Origin of the sequence: Halobacteriovorax sp. DA5, from assembly GCF_002903145.1 — a bacterium.
Lineage (GTDB): Bacteria > Bdellovibrionota > Bacteriovoracia > Bacteriovoracales > Bacteriovoracaceae > Halobacteriovorax_A.
Genome location: NZ_PPDJ01000003.1, coordinates 140,601 through 159,233, shown reverse-complemented (window position 1 = coordinate 159,233; position 18,633 = coordinate 140,601). Strand labels below are relative to the sequence as shown.

21 protein-coding genes, 1 tRNA gene and 1 pseudogene are annotated in these 18,633 nt (G+C 34.3%); 18 read left to right on the top strand and 5 right to left on the bottom strand.

Translation table 11 applies throughout. The features are described 5' to 3' along the window. Positions 1 to 381 precede the first annotated feature (381 nt). Both C0Z22_RS07375 and C0Z22_RS07370 read left to right on the top strand, forming a co-directional pair. Positions 382 to 467, top strand: a tRNA-Leu gene (locus C0Z22_RS07375). Further along, on the top strand, positions 438 to 698 hold the full coding sequence (locus C0Z22_RS07370) for a hypothetical protein (protein ID WP_103217721.1): 261 nt from the start codon (positions 438 to 440) through the stop codon (positions 696 to 698). Before C0Z22_RS07375 ends, C0Z22_RS07370 begins: the two co-directional genes overlap by 30 nt. 1 nt (position 699) lies before the next feature. Here C0Z22_RS07370 and C0Z22_RS07365 read toward each other — a convergent pair whose 3' ends face one another. After that, positions 700 to 1,977, bottom strand: coding sequence for a site-specific integrase (locus tag C0Z22_RS07365; protein ID WP_158246849.1), 1,278 nt, complete (start codon positions 1,975 to 1,977; stop codon positions 700 to 702). Between the two features lie 135 nt (positions 1,978 to 2,112). Here C0Z22_RS07365 and C0Z22_RS07360 point away from each other — a divergent pair, with 135 nt between their 5' ends. The 16 genes and pseudogenes from C0Z22_RS07360 to C0Z22_RS07290 all read left to right on the top strand — a co-directional run bounded on the left by C0Z22_RS07360 (position 2,113) and on the right by C0Z22_RS07290 (position 13,791). Beyond that, a complete protein-coding gene (locus C0Z22_RS07360) occupies positions 2,113 to 2,943 on the top strand; it encodes a hypothetical protein (RefSeq protein ID WP_103217719.1) in 831 nt (276 codons plus the stop codon). Positions 2,944 to 3,096: 153 nt separating this feature from the next. Next, a complete protein-coding gene (locus C0Z22_RS07355) occupies positions 3,097 to 5,115 on the top strand; it encodes a primase-helicase family protein (protein WP_103217718.1) in 2,019 nt (672 codons plus the stop codon). Between the two features lie 81 nt (positions 5,116 to 5,196). Beyond that, positions 5,197 to 5,499 (top strand): helix-turn-helix transcriptional regulator, encoded by a 303-nt coding sequence (locus C0Z22_RS07350; protein WP_103217717.1) that lies wholly within the window; start codon positions 5,197 to 5,199, stop codon positions 5,497 to 5,499. After that, positions 5,496 to 5,780 (top strand): annotated as a pseudogene (locus C0Z22_RS16380) (site-specific integrase); the annotation flags it as partial. The gene C0Z22_RS07350 and the pseudogene C0Z22_RS16380, both read left to right, overlap by 4 nt. A gap of 141 nt (positions 5,781 to 5,921) precedes the next feature. Further along, on the top strand, positions 5,922 to 6,449 hold the full coding sequence (locus C0Z22_RS16240; RefSeq protein ID WP_233189708.1) for a tyrosine-type recombinase/integrase: 528 nt from the start codon (positions 5,922 to 5,924) through the stop codon (positions 6,447 to 6,449). Next, complete coding sequence (locus tag C0Z22_RS07340) at positions 6,449 to 7,012, top strand: hypothetical protein (protein WP_103217715.1); 564 nt, start codon at positions 6,449 to 6,451, stop codon at positions 7,010 to 7,012. The genes C0Z22_RS16240 and C0Z22_RS07340 overlap by 1 nt, the downstream gene beginning before the upstream one ends. Then, a complete protein-coding gene (locus tag C0Z22_RS07335; RefSeq protein WP_103217714.1) occupies positions 7,012 to 8,601 on the top strand; it encodes a PEGA domain-containing protein in 1,590 nt (529 codons plus the stop codon). The genes C0Z22_RS07340 and C0Z22_RS07335 overlap by 1 nt, the downstream gene beginning before the upstream one ends. 12 nt (positions 8,602 to 8,613) lie before the next feature. Next, complete coding sequence (locus C0Z22_RS07330; RefSeq protein ID WP_103217713.1) at positions 8,614 to 9,048, top strand: hypothetical protein; 435 nt, start codon at positions 8,614 to 8,616, stop codon at positions 9,046 to 9,048. A gap of 56 nt (positions 9,049 to 9,104) precedes the next feature. Further along, complete coding sequence (locus C0Z22_RS07325) at positions 9,105 to 9,440, top strand: hypothetical protein (protein WP_103217712.1); 336 nt, start codon at positions 9,105 to 9,107, stop codon at positions 9,438 to 9,440. 229 nt (positions 9,441 to 9,669) lie between these two features. Further along, a complete protein-coding gene (locus C0Z22_RS07320) occupies positions 9,670 to 9,987 on the top strand; it encodes a hypothetical protein (protein WP_103217711.1) in 318 nt (105 codons plus the stop codon). Between the two features lie 11 nt (positions 9,988 to 9,998). Beyond that, positions 9,999 to 10,376 carry a hypothetical protein gene (locus C0Z22_RS07315; RefSeq protein ID WP_103217710.1) on the top strand — a complete coding sequence of 126 codons (378 nt, stop codon included), beginning with the start codon at positions 9,999 to 10,001 and terminating at the stop codon, positions 10,374 to 10,376. Between the two features lie 35 nt (positions 10,377 to 10,411). Then, positions 10,412 to 10,600, top strand: coding sequence for a hypothetical protein (locus C0Z22_RS07310; RefSeq protein ID WP_146037832.1), 189 nt, complete (start codon positions 10,412 to 10,414; stop codon positions 10,598 to 10,600). A 672-nt stretch (positions 10,601 to 11,272) separates the two neighbouring features. Next, the gene (locus tag C0Z22_RS07305; protein WP_103217708.1) at positions 11,273 to 12,430 is read left to right on the top strand and encodes a primase-helicase family protein; all 1,158 of its coding nucleotides are present in this window, start codon (positions 11,273 to 11,275) and stop codon (positions 12,428 to 12,430) included. A gap of 124 nt (positions 12,431 to 12,554) precedes the next feature. Beyond that, a complete protein-coding gene (locus tag C0Z22_RS07300; RefSeq protein ID WP_103217707.1) occupies positions 12,555 to 12,899 on the top strand; it encodes a hypothetical protein in 345 nt (114 codons plus the stop codon). Positions 12,900 to 12,957: 58 nt separating this feature from the next. After that, positions 12,958 to 13,449: a hypothetical protein gene (locus C0Z22_RS07295; RefSeq protein WP_103217706.1), complete on the top strand. Its 492-nt coding sequence runs from the start codon at positions 12,958 to 12,960 to the stop codon at positions 13,447 to 13,449. Positions 13,450 to 13,467: 18 nt separating this feature from the next. Then, positions 13,468 to 13,791, top strand: a complete 324-nt coding sequence (locus tag C0Z22_RS07290) for a hypothetical protein (RefSeq protein ID WP_103217705.1) — start codon at positions 13,468 to 13,470, stop codon at positions 13,789 to 13,791. 37 nt (positions 13,792 to 13,828) lie between these two features. On the opposite strand, the gene C0Z22_RS07285 is transcribed toward C0Z22_RS07290, so the two are convergent. The 4 genes from C0Z22_RS07285 to C0Z22_RS07270 all read right to left on the bottom strand — a co-directional run bounded on the left by C0Z22_RS07285 (position 13,829) and on the right by C0Z22_RS07270 (position 18,629). Then, complete coding sequence (locus tag C0Z22_RS07285) at positions 13,829 to 14,056, bottom strand: DUF2188 domain-containing protein (RefSeq protein WP_103217704.1); 228 nt, start codon at positions 14,054 to 14,056, stop codon at positions 13,829 to 13,831. 15 nt (positions 14,057 to 14,071) lie between these two features. After that, the gene (locus C0Z22_RS07280) at positions 14,072 to 14,395 is read right to left on the bottom strand and encodes an HNH endonuclease (RefSeq protein WP_103217703.1); all 324 of its coding nucleotides are present in this window, start codon (positions 14,393 to 14,395) and stop codon (positions 14,072 to 14,074) included. A gap of 321 nt (positions 14,396 to 14,716) precedes the next feature. After that, entirely contained in the window at positions 14,717 to 15,439 is a 723-nt protein-coding gene (locus C0Z22_RS07275) for a M48 family metallopeptidase (RefSeq protein ID WP_103217702.1), read from the bottom strand. 10 nt (positions 15,440 to 15,449) lie between these two features. Then, positions 15,450 to 18,629, bottom strand: coding sequence for a type I restriction endonuclease subunit R (locus tag C0Z22_RS07270; protein ID WP_103217701.1), 3,180 nt, complete (start codon positions 18,627 to 18,629; stop codon positions 15,450 to 15,452). Positions 18,630 to 18,633: the final 4 nt, after the last annotated feature.

The following is an 18,633-nucleotide window of genomic DNA, read 5'->3' as shown; positions in this document are numbered from 1 at the left end:
AAACAGGCTCTCACCAAAACTGGAAAACACATAGGTCCGCAAAAGCGCTCTTATACAGAAATCATTTATATTTTCCAAAACAAAAAACGCACCATGCGTCAACAATGCGCAGAATTTTTAACAATTGACTGATTTCCTTGAAATGAATAGACTTAATCTATTCTCAATGGCCCGGTGGTGGAATGGTAGACACAGCGGATTCAAAATTTTGAAATCCTGACCTGCTTACCTACTAAGGGCATGAATTGATTGGGAAAATTGGCGAATTGGTAAAAACTTTTTGTAATTACCATTACCAAGATAGAAAGTTGAACTAAAGTATTGATATAAAAAAAGAAATTAGGAAATATAGAAACGAATTGGTAAAAAATTTTAAAATATGCCCGGGTGGCGGAATGGTAGACGCAGTGGATTCAAAATCCACCGATGGCAACATTGTGCGAGTTCGAGTCTCGCCCCGGGCACCAACCTTATACCGCCTTACATTTTCAAATCTTGATTCACAAACTTCAGAAAAAACTCTCATTGATTACACAGCAAATCTTCTTTTCCTTCACCATGAAGAATTAACTGGTCTTGATCAAAGAGTTCAGGATGGAAAGATATTAGAAAGTGATCTTTTCTTTCTCAAAAGATTTATTCCAGATATGTGTTCAATGAAGACAAATTATAAATTTAGATTTATTCAATCTGCATAAGCTAAGCTTTTATATCAAAAGCAATCAAATCTTCATCCTCTGCTTCTACCTGATTCCTTCTTTGAGTTAATCCCCATTGAAAATACCTTAAAAACATCTCTCTACTAGAATGACCATGAGTCCTACAGCAAATTTCAACATTACTTTCTAAGTCCAAATCCATAGATTGAAGAGTAATATTTAATCTTCTGTAATCATGAGAGCGATACTGATCAAATTTGAAAATAGAGTTATCTCTAGGAAGACTCGCAATTTCCTTTGTTATTTGCTCTTTAGTCATCTGCATCTGATGCTCTTTATTTTTAATCATTTCAATAATGAGATTGGCCATTTCCTGGTTAGTGCAACAAGCTGTATAGGGACCTGTTTTAGGATCATTATCAGGCTCCCCTAACACTTTGATAATATCTGCTCCTACAGGTGCTTTAATTGCAGTATCAACATATAAAAACAAGGCACCAAGTCCTGCATCTTTAATTGTTTTGATATAGTCATTTTTCTTATCTATATACAAAGAGGACTTTATACCCAAGAAATTGCGTCTGGTCACTGCACATGCTTCTGAAATTCTAACACCAAATCCTGCACAAATGGCCATAATGAATCGATAGCGACCTCTAGGGAGTCCCTTAATCCAACCTACAACATCATCCCATTCTGGTAATTCTCCAGGAAGAATCTTTTCTCTACTCTCTCTTGATTCAGGTTCATTGAGTATTTGAGGTACTACTTTTATTTCACCTTTTAGTTTTAAAAATCTCAAATATCTTCTCAATGCACTTTTATGTCTATTTCGTGAAGAAGAGCTTAAATCTTGTGAAGACATGAAGATTTCCCATCTTTCTATACTTTTAACATCCCACTGCTTTGGGTGAAGTAATTGAAGTTTCTCTACTAAAAAAGGAAATGAGTACATCCTTAGACTTCTGTCATAACCATAAATCGTTGAATGCTTGCATGTTTTTGAAAGCCAATTTAAAAATTCAACTTTGTGAGCAATATAAAATGATGGTTCAAGATTACCTCTCCCCAGACTGTTATTATTACCATTTTTCCACTCTTCAATGATGACCTTGCAATACTCAATATCAAATTCATCCATCCATACAGTCTTATGCCTAGGAGTTCTAAATTGCTTCTTCTCACCTTGAATCTTATAGGCAACAGAGATTTGTCCACCTCCACGATCTACAGGAGATGCCCAAGTAATATAAAGCCCCTTATTTTCATGCTCCTTTTTGAAATAGTTAGCAGGTCTAAAGGGCTTTATATTCTTCAATGTGTTTTTATATGGTCCTCTTCTCTTCATCTTATAATAATTTATTACCTAAATAGAAGTTTTGTCGGATAACGGAGCTAAACGGAAGCAGAACTTTCTCTTGGGAATAAGAAAAAAATCAACTAAGATATATTTATGAAAAATCAACAATTTGAAGCAAGAATGCTTCTTCATAAGCTATATAAACCAAAAGAAATGCCGAAATCACTTCGCTTAATAAAGAGAAATATTAGAACTCTGAAAGACACTAGCAGTCTTTCAGAGTATCAAAAGCAGAGATTGCAAAATATCAACAAATGCAAGCTCGAAATCGAAGATGAAACAAAAGAGCTTCTAGTCCTAGGAAAAATGCCCTCCGATTTAAATTCATTTTGGAAAGAGAACACATTTAAAAAAGGAACAAAAACAAGTGTTCCATTAAAAGAACTAATTCAATTTTTAATTCCAAAAATTGATGAGAGCTTTAAAAAAAGAGGCTTTGCTCTTGAGTATTTTTATGATCACTCATTTAAATATGAAATACGTGAAATTTTAAGAAATAAACTAGCAAATACAAGCCATATAAAAGATCCAACTGAAAGAAAAATTGAAGATGACAAATATAATAAAGATTTCACTAGTGCTTGGGCAAAAAATATTTACCTAAAGCAAGATAGTGTAGAAATGCCCTTGCTAAAAGAAATCCAAGACCAAATACAGAATATTATCGCAGCTCATACCAATGGCAATGATAATGAGTTTGAGAAAAGATTTTACCTATGCTTAATTACAGCACTGCCTAATATTATGGGAGAAGCACTGAGCTTAGGTGTTGATGATGTAATCTGCAAATTCGAATCTCTTAACGATAAGTATTTCTACGAAGAATATCTTAAAGATAGCATCACAGATGAAGTTATTGATGTAGAAGAATGCCTCAAAAAATCTCGTAAAAAGCTCTCAGGAACTCTTAAACAGAAATCCTAGTCCCAAGTTCCCAAGAAAATTTAAAAAACTTTTTCAATAAGCCCTGGGAACTTGGGAAATTATTCTAGAGCTCCGTTCAGCTCCGCTTAACAGAAAGAGAAATTCATCTGTTCGAAAATAGTGCTTTAGGAACTCGCTTTTCAGGAGGTTATTATGAAAGCGATAAGCACATTCCCTGCAATGAAGTCAGCAGATGGAAAAATGGTTTCAATCTCAAATTTTGATGATTTAAAACAGATCATCACAACCAAGCAGTGGTCACATGGCCAATTTGCTAACGATCACAGGTCAAAAAGTAATTTCTTATCGACTGACTTTATCGTCTTAGATTTCGATGAAGGTATGACTCTTGCTGATGCAATCAAAGAGTTTCAGGATTTTAACTGTCTTATTGGCACTACACAAAGTCATCAAGTTCCAAAAAATGGAAATCCTTCATGTGATCGTTTTAGAGTCGTCCTTGAACTAAGTCAAAGAATTCACGACGCTGAAATTTACGAAAATCTCTATGAGGAATTTTTAAATAGATATCCTCAGGCTGACCATTTAGCAAAAGATGCGGCTAAGACGTGGAGACCTTGTAAAGAAATTATCTATGAAAATGAGAATGGTGAGCTTATAGAAGTTGATCTGGCTAAATTAGCAACTCCATCAGCAAAGGTGCTAAATAGCTCTAAAGAAATGAGTGTTGATCTCTCAAAGATTAGGCCAACGATAGAAACATCCAAATTCTTGCTTTCAGGTGCCCCAGATGGAGAATGGCATGGTGCCCTTTTAAAAGCAGCTTCTGAATGTGCACGTTTAGGCCTAAGTAAAGAAGATTTTTCAGAGCAAATTAAGGATAAAGGATCTTATGGTTACTTAGATAATAATGACTTAAGAACAATTGATGATGCCTACAGCAATAATCAGCCATCTCCTAAACATCCACGACTACAACCTCGCGATCCATTTCAATGGATTACTATTGCAAACTCCGAAAATGCTAAAAAAGTGATTCAATATTTCGAGGAAGACGATTATTTTAAAAATTACGACTTAGTTAACCTTAATCACTTATTGAGTTCAAAGAAAAGAGCTCAATATATGTTGAAAAACCATACCGATGCGGAGTTTATCTACAATCCGTTTACTTGGAAGAAAAGATTGACGCATACTAATTATGGATCAACATTTAATACTTACCTTCCTCCATTTTGGAAAAAGGAAGTCATACCGACACAGTCTAAGTTGCCCTTAATATATGAAGAGTTCTTCAAGCACCTTGTTAGCAACGATACTGACTCCTACGAGTACTTACTAGACTGGCTCTCACGTTCTTTAACTGATCGCAACCAGACAATGCTTGTCGCTGTAGGTGAGCAAGGTATAGGGAAAGGTATTTTGGGCCAAATCATCCAAGAGCTTCATGGGCCAACCAATTACTCCCTTCTCGGTGGCGATCGCTGCCTAACGGGAAATTTTAATTCTAAACTAAAGGACAAAACCCTGCTTCACTTCGACGAACTGAGAGTATCAGGACTTAAAAGTGAAGATCAGCTTAAGTTACTTATCAACTCGCAATTTGAGTGTGAAGAAAAGTATGAAAATGCAAAAACGGTGGATAATTGGGCATCGATCTATATTTCATCAAATACCTTAGATGCGATCCCTTTGGGTGAAAAAGAGCGGCGATATTCATTTATCATGATGACTGACATACCTCTCAGAAATGCAAGTTTTTGCCGTGATGTAGGGAAGTATGCAACTGAACTTACTAAGAGTGATAACATCAGAGAACTTGCTTTTTTTCTAATAAATCGAACCCCTGCGAGTAAAAATAATGTTCCCTTCCGATCTCAATGGCTAGACCACCTCAGAAGCGAGACGTATAACGGGTGGGAAGAATGGTTTATTGAAGAGTATATCCCTGCTAATACCCACAAGGGCATGAGATTTGAAATTGATAAGGATTTTAAATCTAAAATTAAGGAGCAATTTCCTAACATGCGTGGAGTGCCTGGAAGAGATAAGTTTAAGGATTTAGCTGATCGATCGCCTGGCATCTTCAGAGTTGTAAAGTGTAAAAAATCAAACAAGCGCTATATAGAAGTTCTAAAGGGCAAAGATCTTAATCAAAAGCTTGAAGATGATGTAAACGATCTAGATCAAGTCTACTCCATTCCACATTAAGACTTTCCTGTTCCGAATCAAGACTTTTTATACACCTCCCGGGCCCTTTGTCCGAGGAGATGTATGAAAAGGTGAAAAAGTATGACTAAGCTAAAACTAAAAGAGGTTCTTAGAGAACTTATTAATGAATATGATATAACAGTTGCTTCACTAGCAAGGAAGTCTGGTGTGCCGAAAACTAATTTAAACAATTGGTTAAATGGTGGTTCTCCAAACATAGAACAAGTTCAAAAGGTGGCCGACTTCTTTGATGTATCCTTTGAATACTTGGCTTTTGGTAAAAAGCAGTCTCATTCATTAGATGATCTTCTTGATAAAGTTGAGCTGCACACTGGTCTCTATGAAATTTCAATCAAAAAGGTCAGCAAGAAAAGGAGGATATGATGGGTACTCCAAATATTCTTCATTCTTCTAATTATACTTTAACTGAAATTTCGAATGAGTTTTATTCATCATTAAAGAGAAGCACTCTTAATTCCTATAAAAATGACATTCAGTATTTTTTGAACTTCATTAGTAGCTCAACTCATCTGGAGTCTAAGTTAATTTTTCAAGAAAGCCAGTCAAGGTTAAACCTCTTAGCCCTTAGATATAAAAACCATCTACTAGAAAAAAAGCTTGCACCGTCGACTATAAATAGAAGATTAAGTGCAATTAGGTCACTATTCAATTTCGCTAATTATATTGGAGCTACACAACAATCATTTACAGTTAAAAATGAAAAAGTCACTCCTTTAAAAAATACAAAAGGCCCAGGCAACAGAATATTTAGACTCATGCTTGTAGAGTCATTAAAAGATCAAAATATGAAATCAATAAGAGATCACATGATTCTTAGACTCCTACATGATCTAGGGCTTAGAGCAAGTGAGCTAATCAATATAAACATAGAGCATATTTCAATGCAAAATGATGACTGGGAAATAAAAATTAAAGGAAAAGGCCAATCAGAATATAGTTCAATATTCATACCTGAATCATCAAAAAGAGTTATTTCAGAGTGGCTAAACATAAATTCCAATCCAATCCATGGCCCTCTTTGCATTAGTTTATCAAATTCAAGTAAAGGAAGAAGACTTTCAAGAGTTGGCCTCTATGAGATTGTTAAGTCGTATGGAAAAAAAGTTGGCATTAAAACATGGCCACACGGATTGAGACATTTATCCATTACTAATGCCATTATTGCCGCCCATGAACATAATATGCCACTTGAATCAGTATTAAGCTTTTCAAGACACAAGTCTATTGAAACGTTAATGATTTATCATGACAAGATTGAAAACAATCAAGGCAAATTGGCCGAAATCATATCACATAAATTTAAGGAGGTTTAATGAAATTACCAATATTAGCAATAGCACTATTTGGTCTTTTTTCATGTTCTAGCATGAAAGAAAAAGTAATTGAAAGAATAGATGGGCTAGATGAAAAGCCATCTTGGGCAACTATTTCCAAACCAACCTATTCAAAAGATGGGAAATTTTATGCCGTAGGAATTAGCGAAGGTGCTGGGAACGCAAGTATTTCAGCATTAGGTAGAATTTCTGATAATAATGCAAAAACTGAGCTCACAAGAATTGTATCAAATCAAATTGGTGTTGTTCTTCAAAATGTTGAAGAAGGTACTGATGGAGCAAACCTAAGTAGATTTATAGGTACAGAAAAATCGACACTGATATCAAGAAAAATTATTCCAGAAAAAAGATATTGGGAAAAAGTACAAATTCCTGATAATTCAGGAGAAGATCAATTAAAAGTAAGAATGTATTCCTTAGTTAGTATTGATGAGCCTCTTCTAAGAAAAATGATCCAAGAGTCACTAAACCAAAACAAGGAAATATCAAAAGAACTTAAGCAAAAAGTTGACTCACAACTGGATAAGTTAATGGATAATTAATGAAAAAAATTATCCTTGCCATATTTATTTTACAGTCTTCTTATGCAAGTGATTGGTTTGAGGAGACTGTAAAGGAAGATAAAGATTATAAATACTATGTCGGTATTTCAGACAAGCAAAAAAGCTTGTCTGATGCTATGGCAGAAGCCTATCAAAACGCCGTAACAGAAGCGGTGAAAGACAATTTTGGTTTTAATCAAAAAATAACTGAATCTTATTTTCAATCAATTAGCTCTACTGAGTTCAATTCAAGCTCAGGTTTAGAAACAGAAGAAATAAATCTGAGAGGTATTGGACCAACAAAACAAAGTATTCAAAAGAAAAATGACCATTATTTAGTTTATAGAGAAATTAGATATAAAAAATCTGAAATAAAAAAGGAATTAGCAAGACTTCTCAAAATCAAAAAAAATCCAAAGATTACAGAATATGGAAATTCAAAGATTGATGGAAAAATAAAAATTCATACGATACCAACTAATGCTCAAATAACTCTTATTCCTGTAGAAAGATCACTACAAACAATTTCAGGTACCAGTAATGCATTATTCCACACTCCCATTGGAAAATATCACATTATCATTCTTAAAGATGGATATGAGGATGTATCAAAAGAGAATATCATTATATCCTCTGCCAGTGAGTTAACATTTAATTTAAAACCTAAAACTAGCATCATTAATATTGAAACAAATACGCCAAATCCAACTTTTTACGTAGAAGGAATAAAAAGAAGGCTACCACTAGCCTTACCCATATCTCAGAAATTTCAGATTAGAATTGAAGACCCTAACTATCATTCATCAACTATAGATTATAAAGTTGAGGATAAAAAATTTACTTCTCTTAATGTTGATCTCATCCCGAAAAGCTCATCCTTTTCAATAATATCAACTCCGACAAATTCTAATGTATATATTGACAATAAGTTTATTGGAAACACTCCTATCACAGGACAGGATATCATACCTGGGGCCCATACTCTAAAAGTTACACATCAAGATTATATAGAACATACACAGACCTTAGAAGTTCTTCCAAATCAAAACTCATCGCCTATACATATTAAACTGCAAGATGATCCATATTTAAACTTAAGTAAAGGGGTTGGTTTTGACATAGGTCTATTGACATCACTCCCATATAAATCATCAACAAATAAGATAAATACGTACATAGGGTTCAACTACAACAGATCAATCAATAGTTGGTTTTGGTTAAGAACTGATTACACATTTTCTTTTCACGGTAATGAAAACAAATCCTCTGAAGAAGGTGGTGATTATAGCTCTCACCAGATATCCATAGGCCCACAATTTCAGTTCAGTAAAAATATTTATCTTAAATATCAGGTTGGGTATGGGATTTTTAATCATGAATTTGAAAAAAATCAATATCATAAAGGAAATGGAGTTTTCTCAACGGTAAGTATTGGCCTGCAAAGAACCAACTTAACTAAGTCGAAAAAGGGGTCATTCTCTTATGGAATTGACCTAGGTATTGAAAAATATCACTACATCAAATCAATAGATAATTTAGAACCTAAACCATATGGAAAAATTGGCGGATTTCTACATTTATCTTTTTAGTAAGGAGAATATATGCTTTCAAAAATTTTATTTTCAATTTCTGGTATACTTTTATCGATGGGGTTTTATTTCATCAATAACCCTTCTGGTTCTCATAGCTTTAATCAAAGTAAAATATGGACATCATTTGCTGTCGCTTTAATAGTCGGCATTTTTGCCTTTATTCAATACTTCAGTGATAAAAACCAAAAGCAGGAAGAATTAGAAACTAATATTGCCAAAAACAAGTATTATTCTTTGCTTAATGACTTAGCTAACAACCCAAATGACACAAATCTTAAAATCTCTACACTTGAAGCAGGAAGAATCTACTATCAGTATTTGATTCCTGATATGGTTACTATTGATGGCCATGGCACTCAAGTTGACAGTACAAATAATAGTGCGGCCAGAGAAGCTCGTATTCAAAATGATATTAACATGAGAATTCAGCACAAAGCTTCATAAATCAACTCTTACCGAACTTAACCTCCTGCATACCAACAACCCAGCAGGAGGTTCTCATGAGCGTTTTCAATAAAAAAGAATCCACAAAACAAAATCAGCCACTTTCTCAAAAAGAAGCTGTTTACAATGAAGTCATTGCAATTCTCACAAAAAACAAAATTATTCAAAAGTCAGGAGAATCAGTAGATAAACAATTAACTGAGAAACACATTGAAGAGATTCAAAATGAACTCGAAAAAAAGTTTAAAGCTGGTTCAATATTCCTAAAAGAAACTACCAGCAATAAAGAAAAATTAAAAAACAGTAAACTTATGTCTAAATACACAAAGGGTCTTATCAATAATTGGCTAAGAAGAGATAAGAGACTAAATGGTACAAAATTAGAAAAGTAGTACCAGTAACTTTGTCGGCCACTCTCCTCAAGGCCAGTGGGCCCTCTCTCAGAGAGCACATGCCATCAGTACCACTACCGAACATAGGGGTTCCCTGTTAGCACAAGGCTAGCGGGCCCCTTTTGTAATCATCTATATGGAGAACCTTAATTGGTTTTCCTGTACCTATTTCCTCAAAACGTTTCGCTTTCACCGAACTTAGCTTTTTTCATAGTCAACAGGAGGCACTATGGAAAATTTGAAAATTAAAGAATGTATTACTGACATTGATTTACAACAAATTATCAAGCTAAGAGAAACAAAAAAGATTTTACAAGACCAACTTAAAGACATGACTGACAATCTTCATCATCTTGAAGAATCTGTCATTTCTAAATTAAAAGATGGATGCATCAATTTAACGACAAAGCAGCTAACAATCAAAGAAAGCCAAAGAAGATTTCCATCCTGGAAGGAACATTTCATTGAAAAATGTGGAAAGCAAATGGCCACAGTGATTATTGAAAACACTGAACCCAAAAGATATGAAACTTTAACAATTAAATAGTGGGGAGAATTATGAATAATGAAGCAAAAGCAATACAAAAAATTGAAGAGCTAACTAATATTTCAAGCTCTATTAATCTCAACTGGCCCTATCAGAAAGGGAAAAGGACTATATTTGCTCGAGATTATTTTAACAACTCAAAGTTAGTAGACTTCCTCTACAATGAAGTCAGGGCACATTTAAATTATTTTAAAGAGCTGGGTTATGAAGTCTATTTTAGAAACAATAGTAAGGTTTTTAGTGTGGCCCTTATACCTAATCTTATAGCAGCAACACCTGTGACAACAACTATTCACCATCAAAAACCGAAGGGAATGGAATTCATAGATAAACGACATCAAAGGATTATGAGGAAATTATTGTGGAGAAACCTTCCCAAGCCTGGATAATGTATTGGGAGGGCAGGTTCCTCCCTATTCATGATATGAATGAGATTAAACAAAAACTACATGCAGATCTAGAGATTATTCAAATTCTAATGGATGAGATTGAGGCAAGGTGTCTTCTTGTTCCAGACATTGACTCTGTTATCAATCTTCGAGAACAAGCTTCAAAATTCTTAGAATTAAAGGAGTATTTTAATAAAATTAGAGACCATCTGGAAAAGATCTAAAAGAATTGAAATATTCTGCATCTTAATCTCATATTACTTTCTAATACGGTTTACATTCTCATCTAACAAGGTAAATAAAGAATTTAGAATTAATCCACCTCAAAAAATAAAAGAAACTTCACTTTTTTATCTTCAATTTGTTGCTCAATATAAAATCCTTAACTCTATAGAACTCTCCTACCTACCAAATCCGGAATACTGTGCTCTGATAGTAAGTAAGGATAATGGTATAACCTCTATATATGGATTTAACACCCTCTCAGAAAAATACGATCTTTTAATTTCTTCCGAAAAGAAACTTCTTGGAACCGCCAACAACCCGAATGCAAGTTGCCCTGATATTATTTTCGCTACTATCTTACAAGATACTATTGTCTATAGAATGACATTCGATCAAAAAAAATATTTTCAAGTTAATTGAGTCATGGAGAGGGCAGCATATTACAGCTTTTCTGGCAATTTCTATCGCCAAATCAACCGCTTATACAGAAATCATCTTAAAAACCAGGTGCCCTTTAAGTTTCACTTTCGTATCAATTTCCGTTTAAGAAGGTAACTATTCGGTATGGCCTAGGTAACGCTTTTACTTCCTCAGGTGCAGCTCAGGTAACAGGTGCAACAGCATTTTATTTTTGACTACCGACTATAGAGCTCACTAACTGGAGGTCTAATATGAATCAAATTACTGATAACCATGAAAGATTAAAGCAACTATTGAAAGAGTTCCTAGCAGTCAAAGGATACAAGTATCATTACAAAACAAATTCAGCGACAAGAAGAAATAGTACAGTTGTAGATAGAGGACTTCTCTTATCTGAGTTTAGAATGTATGGCCTAAAGCATGGCCACTCAGAATTGAAAGGATTCTTTCCTGATATCTTGAGAATTTGGAAAATGGCAGAAGCGCAAAGATATCTAGAGCAACTCAGGCAGTCACTTTCTTTTAAAAATCAAAATGACCTTATTGAGAAGTGGTGTATGGCTGTAACTGGAGAGAATAATCCTATTACCATTGCTGTTACAAAGCATTTTCTATGGCAAGTGAAGAGAAAACTTCATGGTATGTCAGTAGATCATCACATGCTTTTATGTCTATTTGGACCAAGTGGTGCAGGAAAGTCTGTGGCAATCCATAAGCTTCTTGATCCTGTCAGTCAGTTCAAAATGGATAGTGACTTCTCCATCCTGCAAGATAAGTTTATTGGAAAAACATTTGAAAGGAACTTTGTGCTCTTTATGGATGAAATGGGAGGAGCAAAGAATTGTGATGTTGATCGTTTGAAAAATATTATTACAGCTCCCTTTATTGAATCCAGGGCCATGAGATCAGAGGAGATTCAAAGTGTAAAAAACAATACTACTCTTATAGCAGCATCAAACAATGAGATTAGAGAGCTCATCAAAGACCCAACATCATCAAGAAGATACTTTCAAATTGACAGTCAAGAAGTCATAAACTGGGAGCTCATCAATAGTATTGATTATCTTTCTCTCTGGCAGTCAGTTGACCATGAAGCAGTGTCACCAATTACTTCACTCCTGAAAGAGATAAGAGTTATCCAGGAAAGTAAAATTAGGGTTAAGTGTCCTATTGAACAGTTCTTAGAGGAATGTGTAGCAGTGTCACCATTCTCAAAGAACAGCCCAAATACCAATCAGGTCTATAGTTCATTTGTCAGCTTCATGGACCTTCAAGGCATCAAAATTTATCCTACTCTCCAAGAATTTAGTAAGAGCATTGTTAGCAAGGGTGCGAAATTAGGTATGAGTATCGAAAATAGGAGAACAAGAAGAGGAACCTGCTGGCCTTTCAAGCTTGGCCCAACCTAACAAAATAAGGATTATGTTAAGTAAAAAGAGTTCTCTTCCGTCCAACTCCGCTATACGAAATGTAATTTGCATAACGGCTATTATTTCTTTATTGGCAATAATGCCATGTAAATAGGAAATAAAAATGACAAAAGCAAAAAAGGTAACGAAGAAGAGTCCCAAGAAAGTTAACAAAAAGAATGACAATCACATCATCAATTTAAATGCTTATACTGAGCTTATTAAGATTCTAAAGAATGAATTTGTTTTAGAGTCGATGATTGCCTTTGACCATAATGAAGGCCTTGAAGTTAAGCTACTGGTTGATAAAACAAATATTGGAATGTTGGATGTCATAAAAATTCGCTATAGCGGATATGAACTAGTTGAATTTAATTCTCAGGCTATAGCTTGGAGCGAAGATATGGGAATTAACGATGCTGCTGAAGTTTATGACAAGATTATAGTTCGTTCCTGGATGGACGCTTAATTAATACATCTGAGCATCCAGAGAAATAAAAATATCTGGATGCTATTACGGAGGATTTATGAAAAATTTAATTTATCAATTATCAAAACAAATAATACAAACTCAAAACAGAAATTTTGTATCTAATGAAAATCGCTTAAAATCGTTAAGAACTGGAGATATTGGAGTTATCACTTTTAGAAATAATCTATTTAAAGATAAATATGATCTGCCAGCTGAGTTTTACCTACTAACATTTCAAGTAGAAAATTCATCGCTAATGAGATTTCGTATAACTGATTTTTGCGATTTAATTCGCCACCCATCTATTTTTAATCTCAAAAACAACTATTTTCTGATAAAGCCTTATTCCTTCACTAATACAAAAAGAAACTTACCCATTGGTAGTATAGTTTCTGCCAGTCAATATTCATTTGGGGTAAATGAAAGAATCGATATGAGGTTAGTTGGAAAATCAAACCAGCTGGGAAATTTATTTGTCCCTTTATATAAAAATACAAACGGTATTTACCTTCTAAACAAACGCAACTCTATAAATTTTGACTGGTAATTAAAAAGGATAAATAACATGAATGACAAAAGGAATTACTCTTTAGTTCAAGCTTTCTTCAAATCTATCTATACAGACCCTATTGATGAGACTCAACTGCTCTTTATGGAGGAGTATTATCCAACATCTAGTAAAGCATCGAGTTATCTTGATTACATATCCAGTGCCCTTAATACCTACATATATGAAAAAAATCTGAATGAACTAGACCTTGAAGAAATGACTGAGAAAATTGTAATTAATGATCTTCTTTACAATATTTTTGCAACGAAACTAGGACTCACTGAATTTAAAAGGGCTTCAATCTTACAAACCTATTTGAACAGAAAACACGTTGATTAATATCAAAGAAAAGGGGCCCAAACTTGGGCCCCTCATTTTAACCTTTAGGAGGATAAGAATCATTCCCGTGGCTATCTTTTGAACCAATCTTGCCATCTTTGTTGTGAATATATAATTCACTACCTTTATTCTGACTGATTTCTCTTGCTCTATCGACAGCATCACTTTTGCGATCAAAGTGTCCTGATGATCTTTTTGAACCACCACCTTTGATATTCCATCCACCATCTTTACTTGGTACTACGTGAGTTGTTTTTTTACTCATTTTAAAACTCCTTCTTTAATAAGTGACTACACAAAAACCGTAATTAGGCCCATCAGACTTACTTGCATTGTTTCTCCAATGAAGAGGTTGCAAGTTTGATAACTGATCAGAACCACCCTTTGAAACAGGAACTACATGGTCGACTTCCCAACCATAATTAGAGTTTCTGTTTCCGTACTCAGAAAGCTTAATCTCAGCACCGCAAGAATCTTTTCTATAAGTGTTTGAGTCTTTGCCAGGGATTGGCCTTGCCTTCATCCAAACGGCGACAATTGTATCTGTACTAAATGAATTCCCACTTCTTTGCGTGCTGGGAGAACGCTGATAATAATTGAACATAACTATTCATCCATGTTGAACTGTTAATAATAATAATAACTAAAAATTCAGCTTATTTTATGTAACCATGGGGTACCTCCTTCTCTCCTTGAGAGAAAAAGGCTTGCGTTATGAACAGATGGAACTTAAAATGAAAAATACCATTGTAACCCATTAAAATTCCATTTAAATCCAGTGCAAGCCGGGTTTTGGGTTGCTAGTTCTAAGCAGCTGATGGTCTAGATCAGCTGCTTGAATTTTCCTAACCTATTGATTTTATCGGCCTCTACACAGCGAGGCCCGCGTCAAATACAAATGTAAGATTTTAGTAGAATCTACGACTCAGAGTCCCATTAATCCTTCAGAGCATTGCTCTAGCTTCTTTTTTCTATCTCGATAATCAGGGCAAACAGTGGCCAAGAGATCATAGAATCTTTGATTATGAGTGCCCTCATGACGATGGCAAAGCTCATGAAAAATAACATATTCAATACAATCAACAGGAGAACATACAAGCTCAAGATTTAATGTGATCCCACCATCCTTTGAGCAACTTCCCCAACGTTTATGCATTCTTCTAATATTGAAAGACTGCTGTAAGTCGATTCCAATTTTTTCAGAATTGGCCAAGCACTTCCCAAATAAACCTTCAAAAGTTTCTTTGGCCTGACTTCTGTACCATTTCAGCAGCAATGTCCTGTTTAGTTCTCGATTAGTTTCTTCTAATGTCTCAATGATAATTTTATCATCAAGAAGATAAACTTCATTTTCCTCAGACTTAATAATTTTTAACCTATACTGACGGCCTAGATACCTAACCGTTTCACCATTAATTACTTTTCTGTCTGGTTGCTGAAGAGGAAACTGAGAAAAATCTCTTTGCTGAGAAATAATCCACTTTCCCTTTTTAAGAATAACTTCTTTAATTTTTTCTACCTCTGAATCCATCGGTGCATCCACTTCGACATGACCAGTCGGTAGAACTGAAATTCCAAGAGTTTTTCTATTTTTTCTTTTTATAGTGAAATCGATCCTTCGATTTCCGTAGCTAACAAAATCTTCCATGAGTATATACCTAGTTTCTCCTCTTTGCCGTCATCATCAATCTCTCAATAATCAAATCCATTTTGTCATGAGGTAAATCTAAATCAAATTTTCCTTTAATCATAAACAGATGATCTTCTATATCGTTTATCATTAAATTTTGTACATCTTCTTTATGGGGTTTATCCCAATCTCTCTCTTTATTTTCTTCTATAATTGAGAATACTTTTTCAGCAATATCTCCTAACTTTGTTAATTCGAGATCAATGTATTCTTTTAGAATTCCAAAATATGCTTTAGCATCATCATTATTTCGAATTGAGTCAGGATATGAGTTTCCTTTGCTCTTTCCTCTTAATTCATCTAGCCCTTCTCTTACTTTTGATAAATATTGAGCATCATTTAATCTTTTCTCTCTATGTAACTGAATGGCCTCATCGATCATTTCAGAAAGTTTCTTATATAGAGCAGGGTCTTCATCCATTTTTTCATTTATAGTTCTTTTGATACGAGATGCGATAGTATCAGCTTTAGCAGCATCGCCTTCAATACTTTCTAGCTCTTTCTCAAAATCTTCTTCATCAAAAATAGAAGTTTGATCAATAATGATCTTTACCTGATCAGCCCCCACATATTTATTGACCATGTTTCTAATTTGTTTTTCATAAGTTGAATAATCCACTGTCTCACCATACCTTTGCTTTATCGAAGCTCTTAAGTTGATGAATGTTTTAAGATCATTTTGATACATTTGCTTTATTTTTTCTTCTGTTTCGTCCTGAAATTTCGGATTTGAAAGAGCAAGCTGTAAAGTCTTAGAAAAACTTGTCAGTCTCTTATAAAATTCTTGTCTTATATCTTCTGGCTCCAAATGCCTTTGCATGGCCTCAATATCTGATTTGTTAGTAACCTCTTTAAATACTTCCCAAACATTAGTATGTCTCTGTGCTAACTCTTTAATTTCAAGTTCAACATTGATAAGAGTGCCTTCCACATCCTCTCTTTCAAAGCCTTCATTCTCTAGAGCTGCATAAGTATCAATTGCACTGTTAATTTCTCCAAATATTCCACGATAATCAACAATGAGACCATGGCCTTTTCCTTCAAAGACACGATTCACTCTAGCAATGGCCTGTAGAATATTATGATCCTTTAATCTTTTATCAATATAAAGGACTGAGTTCTTAGGAGCATCAAATCCTGTCAGAAGCTTATCGACAACAATTAAGATTTCAGGTTCATCAGAATATTTAAAGGCCTTAATGATATTTTCTGTATATTTAGTCTCATTTCCATATCTATTCATCATGTCTTTCCAGAACAATTGCACTTCTGGAACATCTGACTCATCAATATCACTGTGTTCTTCTCTTGTGTCAGGAGCAGAAATAATGACATCTACTTTTATATCTTTAAAATCAGCAAAGTATTTTTTATATCTTACTGCATCCTGCTTACTTGAACAGGCAAGCTGACCTTTGAACCCAGTTCCCTTGTAATTTGCTAGAAAGTGCTCACGAATATCATAGGCAATCTCCATTAATCTCTGATCTGCCTTTAAAAGCTCTTCTTCTCTTTTAAATTTATTTTTCAAGTCTGCTTTTTGTTTATCTGTTAATCCATCAGTAATTCGCTCAAACCATCTATCAAGTTGCGCTTTATCACCTCTAAGCTCACTCATTCTCCCCTCATAGAGTAGAGGGACAACTGCTCCATCTTTTACTGCTTGATTCATTGTGTACTTATGAATAAAACCACCAAATTTTTTCGCAGTTGTTTTTTCCTTCTTTAAGAGTGGGGTTCCTGTAAAACCAAGATAGCAAGCCTTTGGGAAGATGTTTACCATCTTGGCATGGCTCACACCATATTGAGAGCGATGACTTTCATCAACCAGGACAAAAATATTATGACTCTCAGATTTGAAGTCTTTCTCTTTACTAGCTGACTCAAATTTATCAATGACAGTTGTGATGATATCTGCTTTTCCGTCCTCAATAAGCTTTAAAAGGTTTTTACCACTTGAGGCTTTTTCAACATCTTTTCCACAGGCCTTAAATGTTTTCCAGATTTGATCATCAAGATCGACTCTATCTGTAACAAGTATAACTCTAGGGTTTTTAATTGATGGTTCTAAAGTCAGTGCTTTTGCCATCATAACCATAGTTAATGACTTACCTGAACCAGTTGTGTGCCAAATAACTCCACCTTTTCGTTGAGAATCACCTTTAACATCAGTAACTCTATTTAAAGTGGCATTAATTGCAAAATACTGTTGATAACGACAAACCTTCTTTACCTTATTATCAAAAACAATAAATCCATATGTTAGATCTAGTAATCGATCAGGTCTTAGGAGACTATCAATGGCTTTATCTTGAGGGGAAGGAAGTCTTTCTCCTGAATCCCAGATTTTTTCCATATACCTAAGTTGATAGTCTTTTTTCTCTTTAAATATACTGGCCTTATTATTTTCATCTATTGGTAAATTTATAAGACTTTTTAAATTCTCTTCTTGTCTCTTATCATCTTCCTCTTTCCATACCATCCAATATTCTTCAGGAGTAGCAGCTGTTCCATATTTAGCGAGATTTTGACAACAAGACATAAGGATTTGTGAAAAAGTAAAGAGATGAGGGATTTCTTCAACCATTTGATTTCTTTGTTGCTGACTAATTCCTTCCTTCAAGGCTCCCTTCTTATCTGGTCTTTTACATTCAATAACAACAAGAGGGATTCCATTAACAAATAAGACAATATCAGGTCTTCTTGTTTGATTACTGTGTCTTTTTTCTACTTCAAATTCATCTGTGACATGAAAGACATTATTCTTTGGATTTTTCCAATCAATATACTTTAAGGAGTGTGATTTAGTATCTCCCTCTATCGTTTGCTCAAAGCTTTTACCTAAAGTTAAAAGATCATAGATATCTTCATTATCCTTCAAAAGAGCATCAAAAGGTTTATTAGAAAGCACTTCTACAGCTTTTGTGATATTACTTTCAGAAAAGGAATGTTTTGATCCTTTAGATTCAATGCTATTATTTTCACTAAGCCATTCCTTCAATACTCCCTCAAGAACAACTTTTCCTTTCTTACCTCCTCGTAGTTCTACTGACTGACTAGGAGTAATATATTTATATCCAAGCTTAATAAGTAAATCCAAAGCAGGAATATGTGACGATAAATCTTCCGTGTATTTTGAAATGGCCATCCAT

Bases quoted from the DNA above. Each gene is read 5' to 3' on its own strand.
- C0Z22_RS07360 (WP_103217719.1), top strand. From the start codon at position 2,113: ATGAAAAATCAACAATTTGAAGCAAGAATGCTTCTTCATAAGCTATAT.
- C0Z22_RS07355 (WP_103217718.1), top strand. From the start codon at position 3,097: ATGAAAGCGATAAGCACATTCCCTGCAATGAAGTCAGCAGATGGAAAA.
- C0Z22_RS07350 (WP_103217717.1), top strand. From the start codon at position 5,197: ATGACTAAGCTAAAACTAAAAGAGGTTCTTAGAGAACTTATTAATGAA.
- C0Z22_RS16240 (WP_233189708.1), top strand. From the start codon at position 5,922: ATGAAATCAATAAGAGATCACATGATTCTTAGACTCCTACATGATCTA.
- C0Z22_RS07340 (WP_103217715.1), top strand. From the start codon at position 6,449: ATGAAATTACCAATATTAGCAATAGCACTATTTGGTCTTTTTTCATGT.
- C0Z22_RS07335 (WP_103217714.1), top strand. From the start codon at position 7,012: ATGAAAAAAATTATCCTTGCCATATTTATTTTACAGTCTTCTTATGCA.
- C0Z22_RS07330 (WP_103217713.1), top strand. From the start codon at position 8,614: ATGCTTTCAAAAATTTTATTTTCAATTTCTGGTATACTTTTATCGATG.
- C0Z22_RS07325 (WP_103217712.1), top strand. From the start codon at position 9,105: ATGAGCGTTTTCAATAAAAAAGAATCCACAAAACAAAATCAGCCACTT.
- C0Z22_RS07320 (WP_103217711.1), top strand. From the start codon at position 9,670: ATGGAAAATTTGAAAATTAAAGAATGTATTACTGACATTGATTTACAA.
- C0Z22_RS07315 (WP_103217710.1), top strand. From the start codon at position 9,999: ATGAATAATGAAGCAAAAGCAATACAAAAAATTGAAGAGCTAACTAAT.
- C0Z22_RS07310 (WP_146037832.1), top strand. From the start codon at position 10,412: ATGAATGAGATTAAACAAAAACTACATGCAGATCTAGAGATTATTCAA.
- C0Z22_RS07305 (WP_103217708.1), top strand. From the start codon at position 11,273: ATGAATCAAATTACTGATAACCATGAAAGATTAAAGCAACTATTGAAA.
- C0Z22_RS07300 (WP_103217707.1), top strand. From the start codon at position 12,555: ATGACAAAAGCAAAAAAGGTAACGAAGAAGAGTCCCAAGAAAGTTAAC.
- C0Z22_RS07295 (WP_103217706.1), top strand. From the start codon at position 12,958: ATGAAAAATTTAATTTATCAATTATCAAAACAAATAATACAAACTCAA.
- C0Z22_RS07290 (WP_103217705.1), top strand. From the start codon at position 13,468: ATGAATGACAAAAGGAATTACTCTTTAGTTCAAGCTTTCTTCAAATCT.
- C0Z22_RS07285 (WP_103217704.1), bottom strand. From the start codon at position 14,056: ATGAGTAAAAAAACAACTCACGTAGTACCAAGTAAAGATGGTGGATGG.
- C0Z22_RS07280 (WP_103217703.1), bottom strand. From the start codon at position 14,395: ATGTTCAATTATTATCAGCGTTCTCCCAGCACGCAAAGAAGTGGGAAT.
- C0Z22_RS07275 (WP_103217702.1), bottom strand. From the start codon at position 15,439: ATGGAAGATTTTGTTAGCTACGGAAATCGAAGGATCGATTTCACTATA.
- C0Z22_RS07270 (WP_103217701.1), bottom strand. From the start codon at position 18,629: ATGGCCATTTCAAAATACACGGAAGATTTATCGTCACATATTCCTGCT.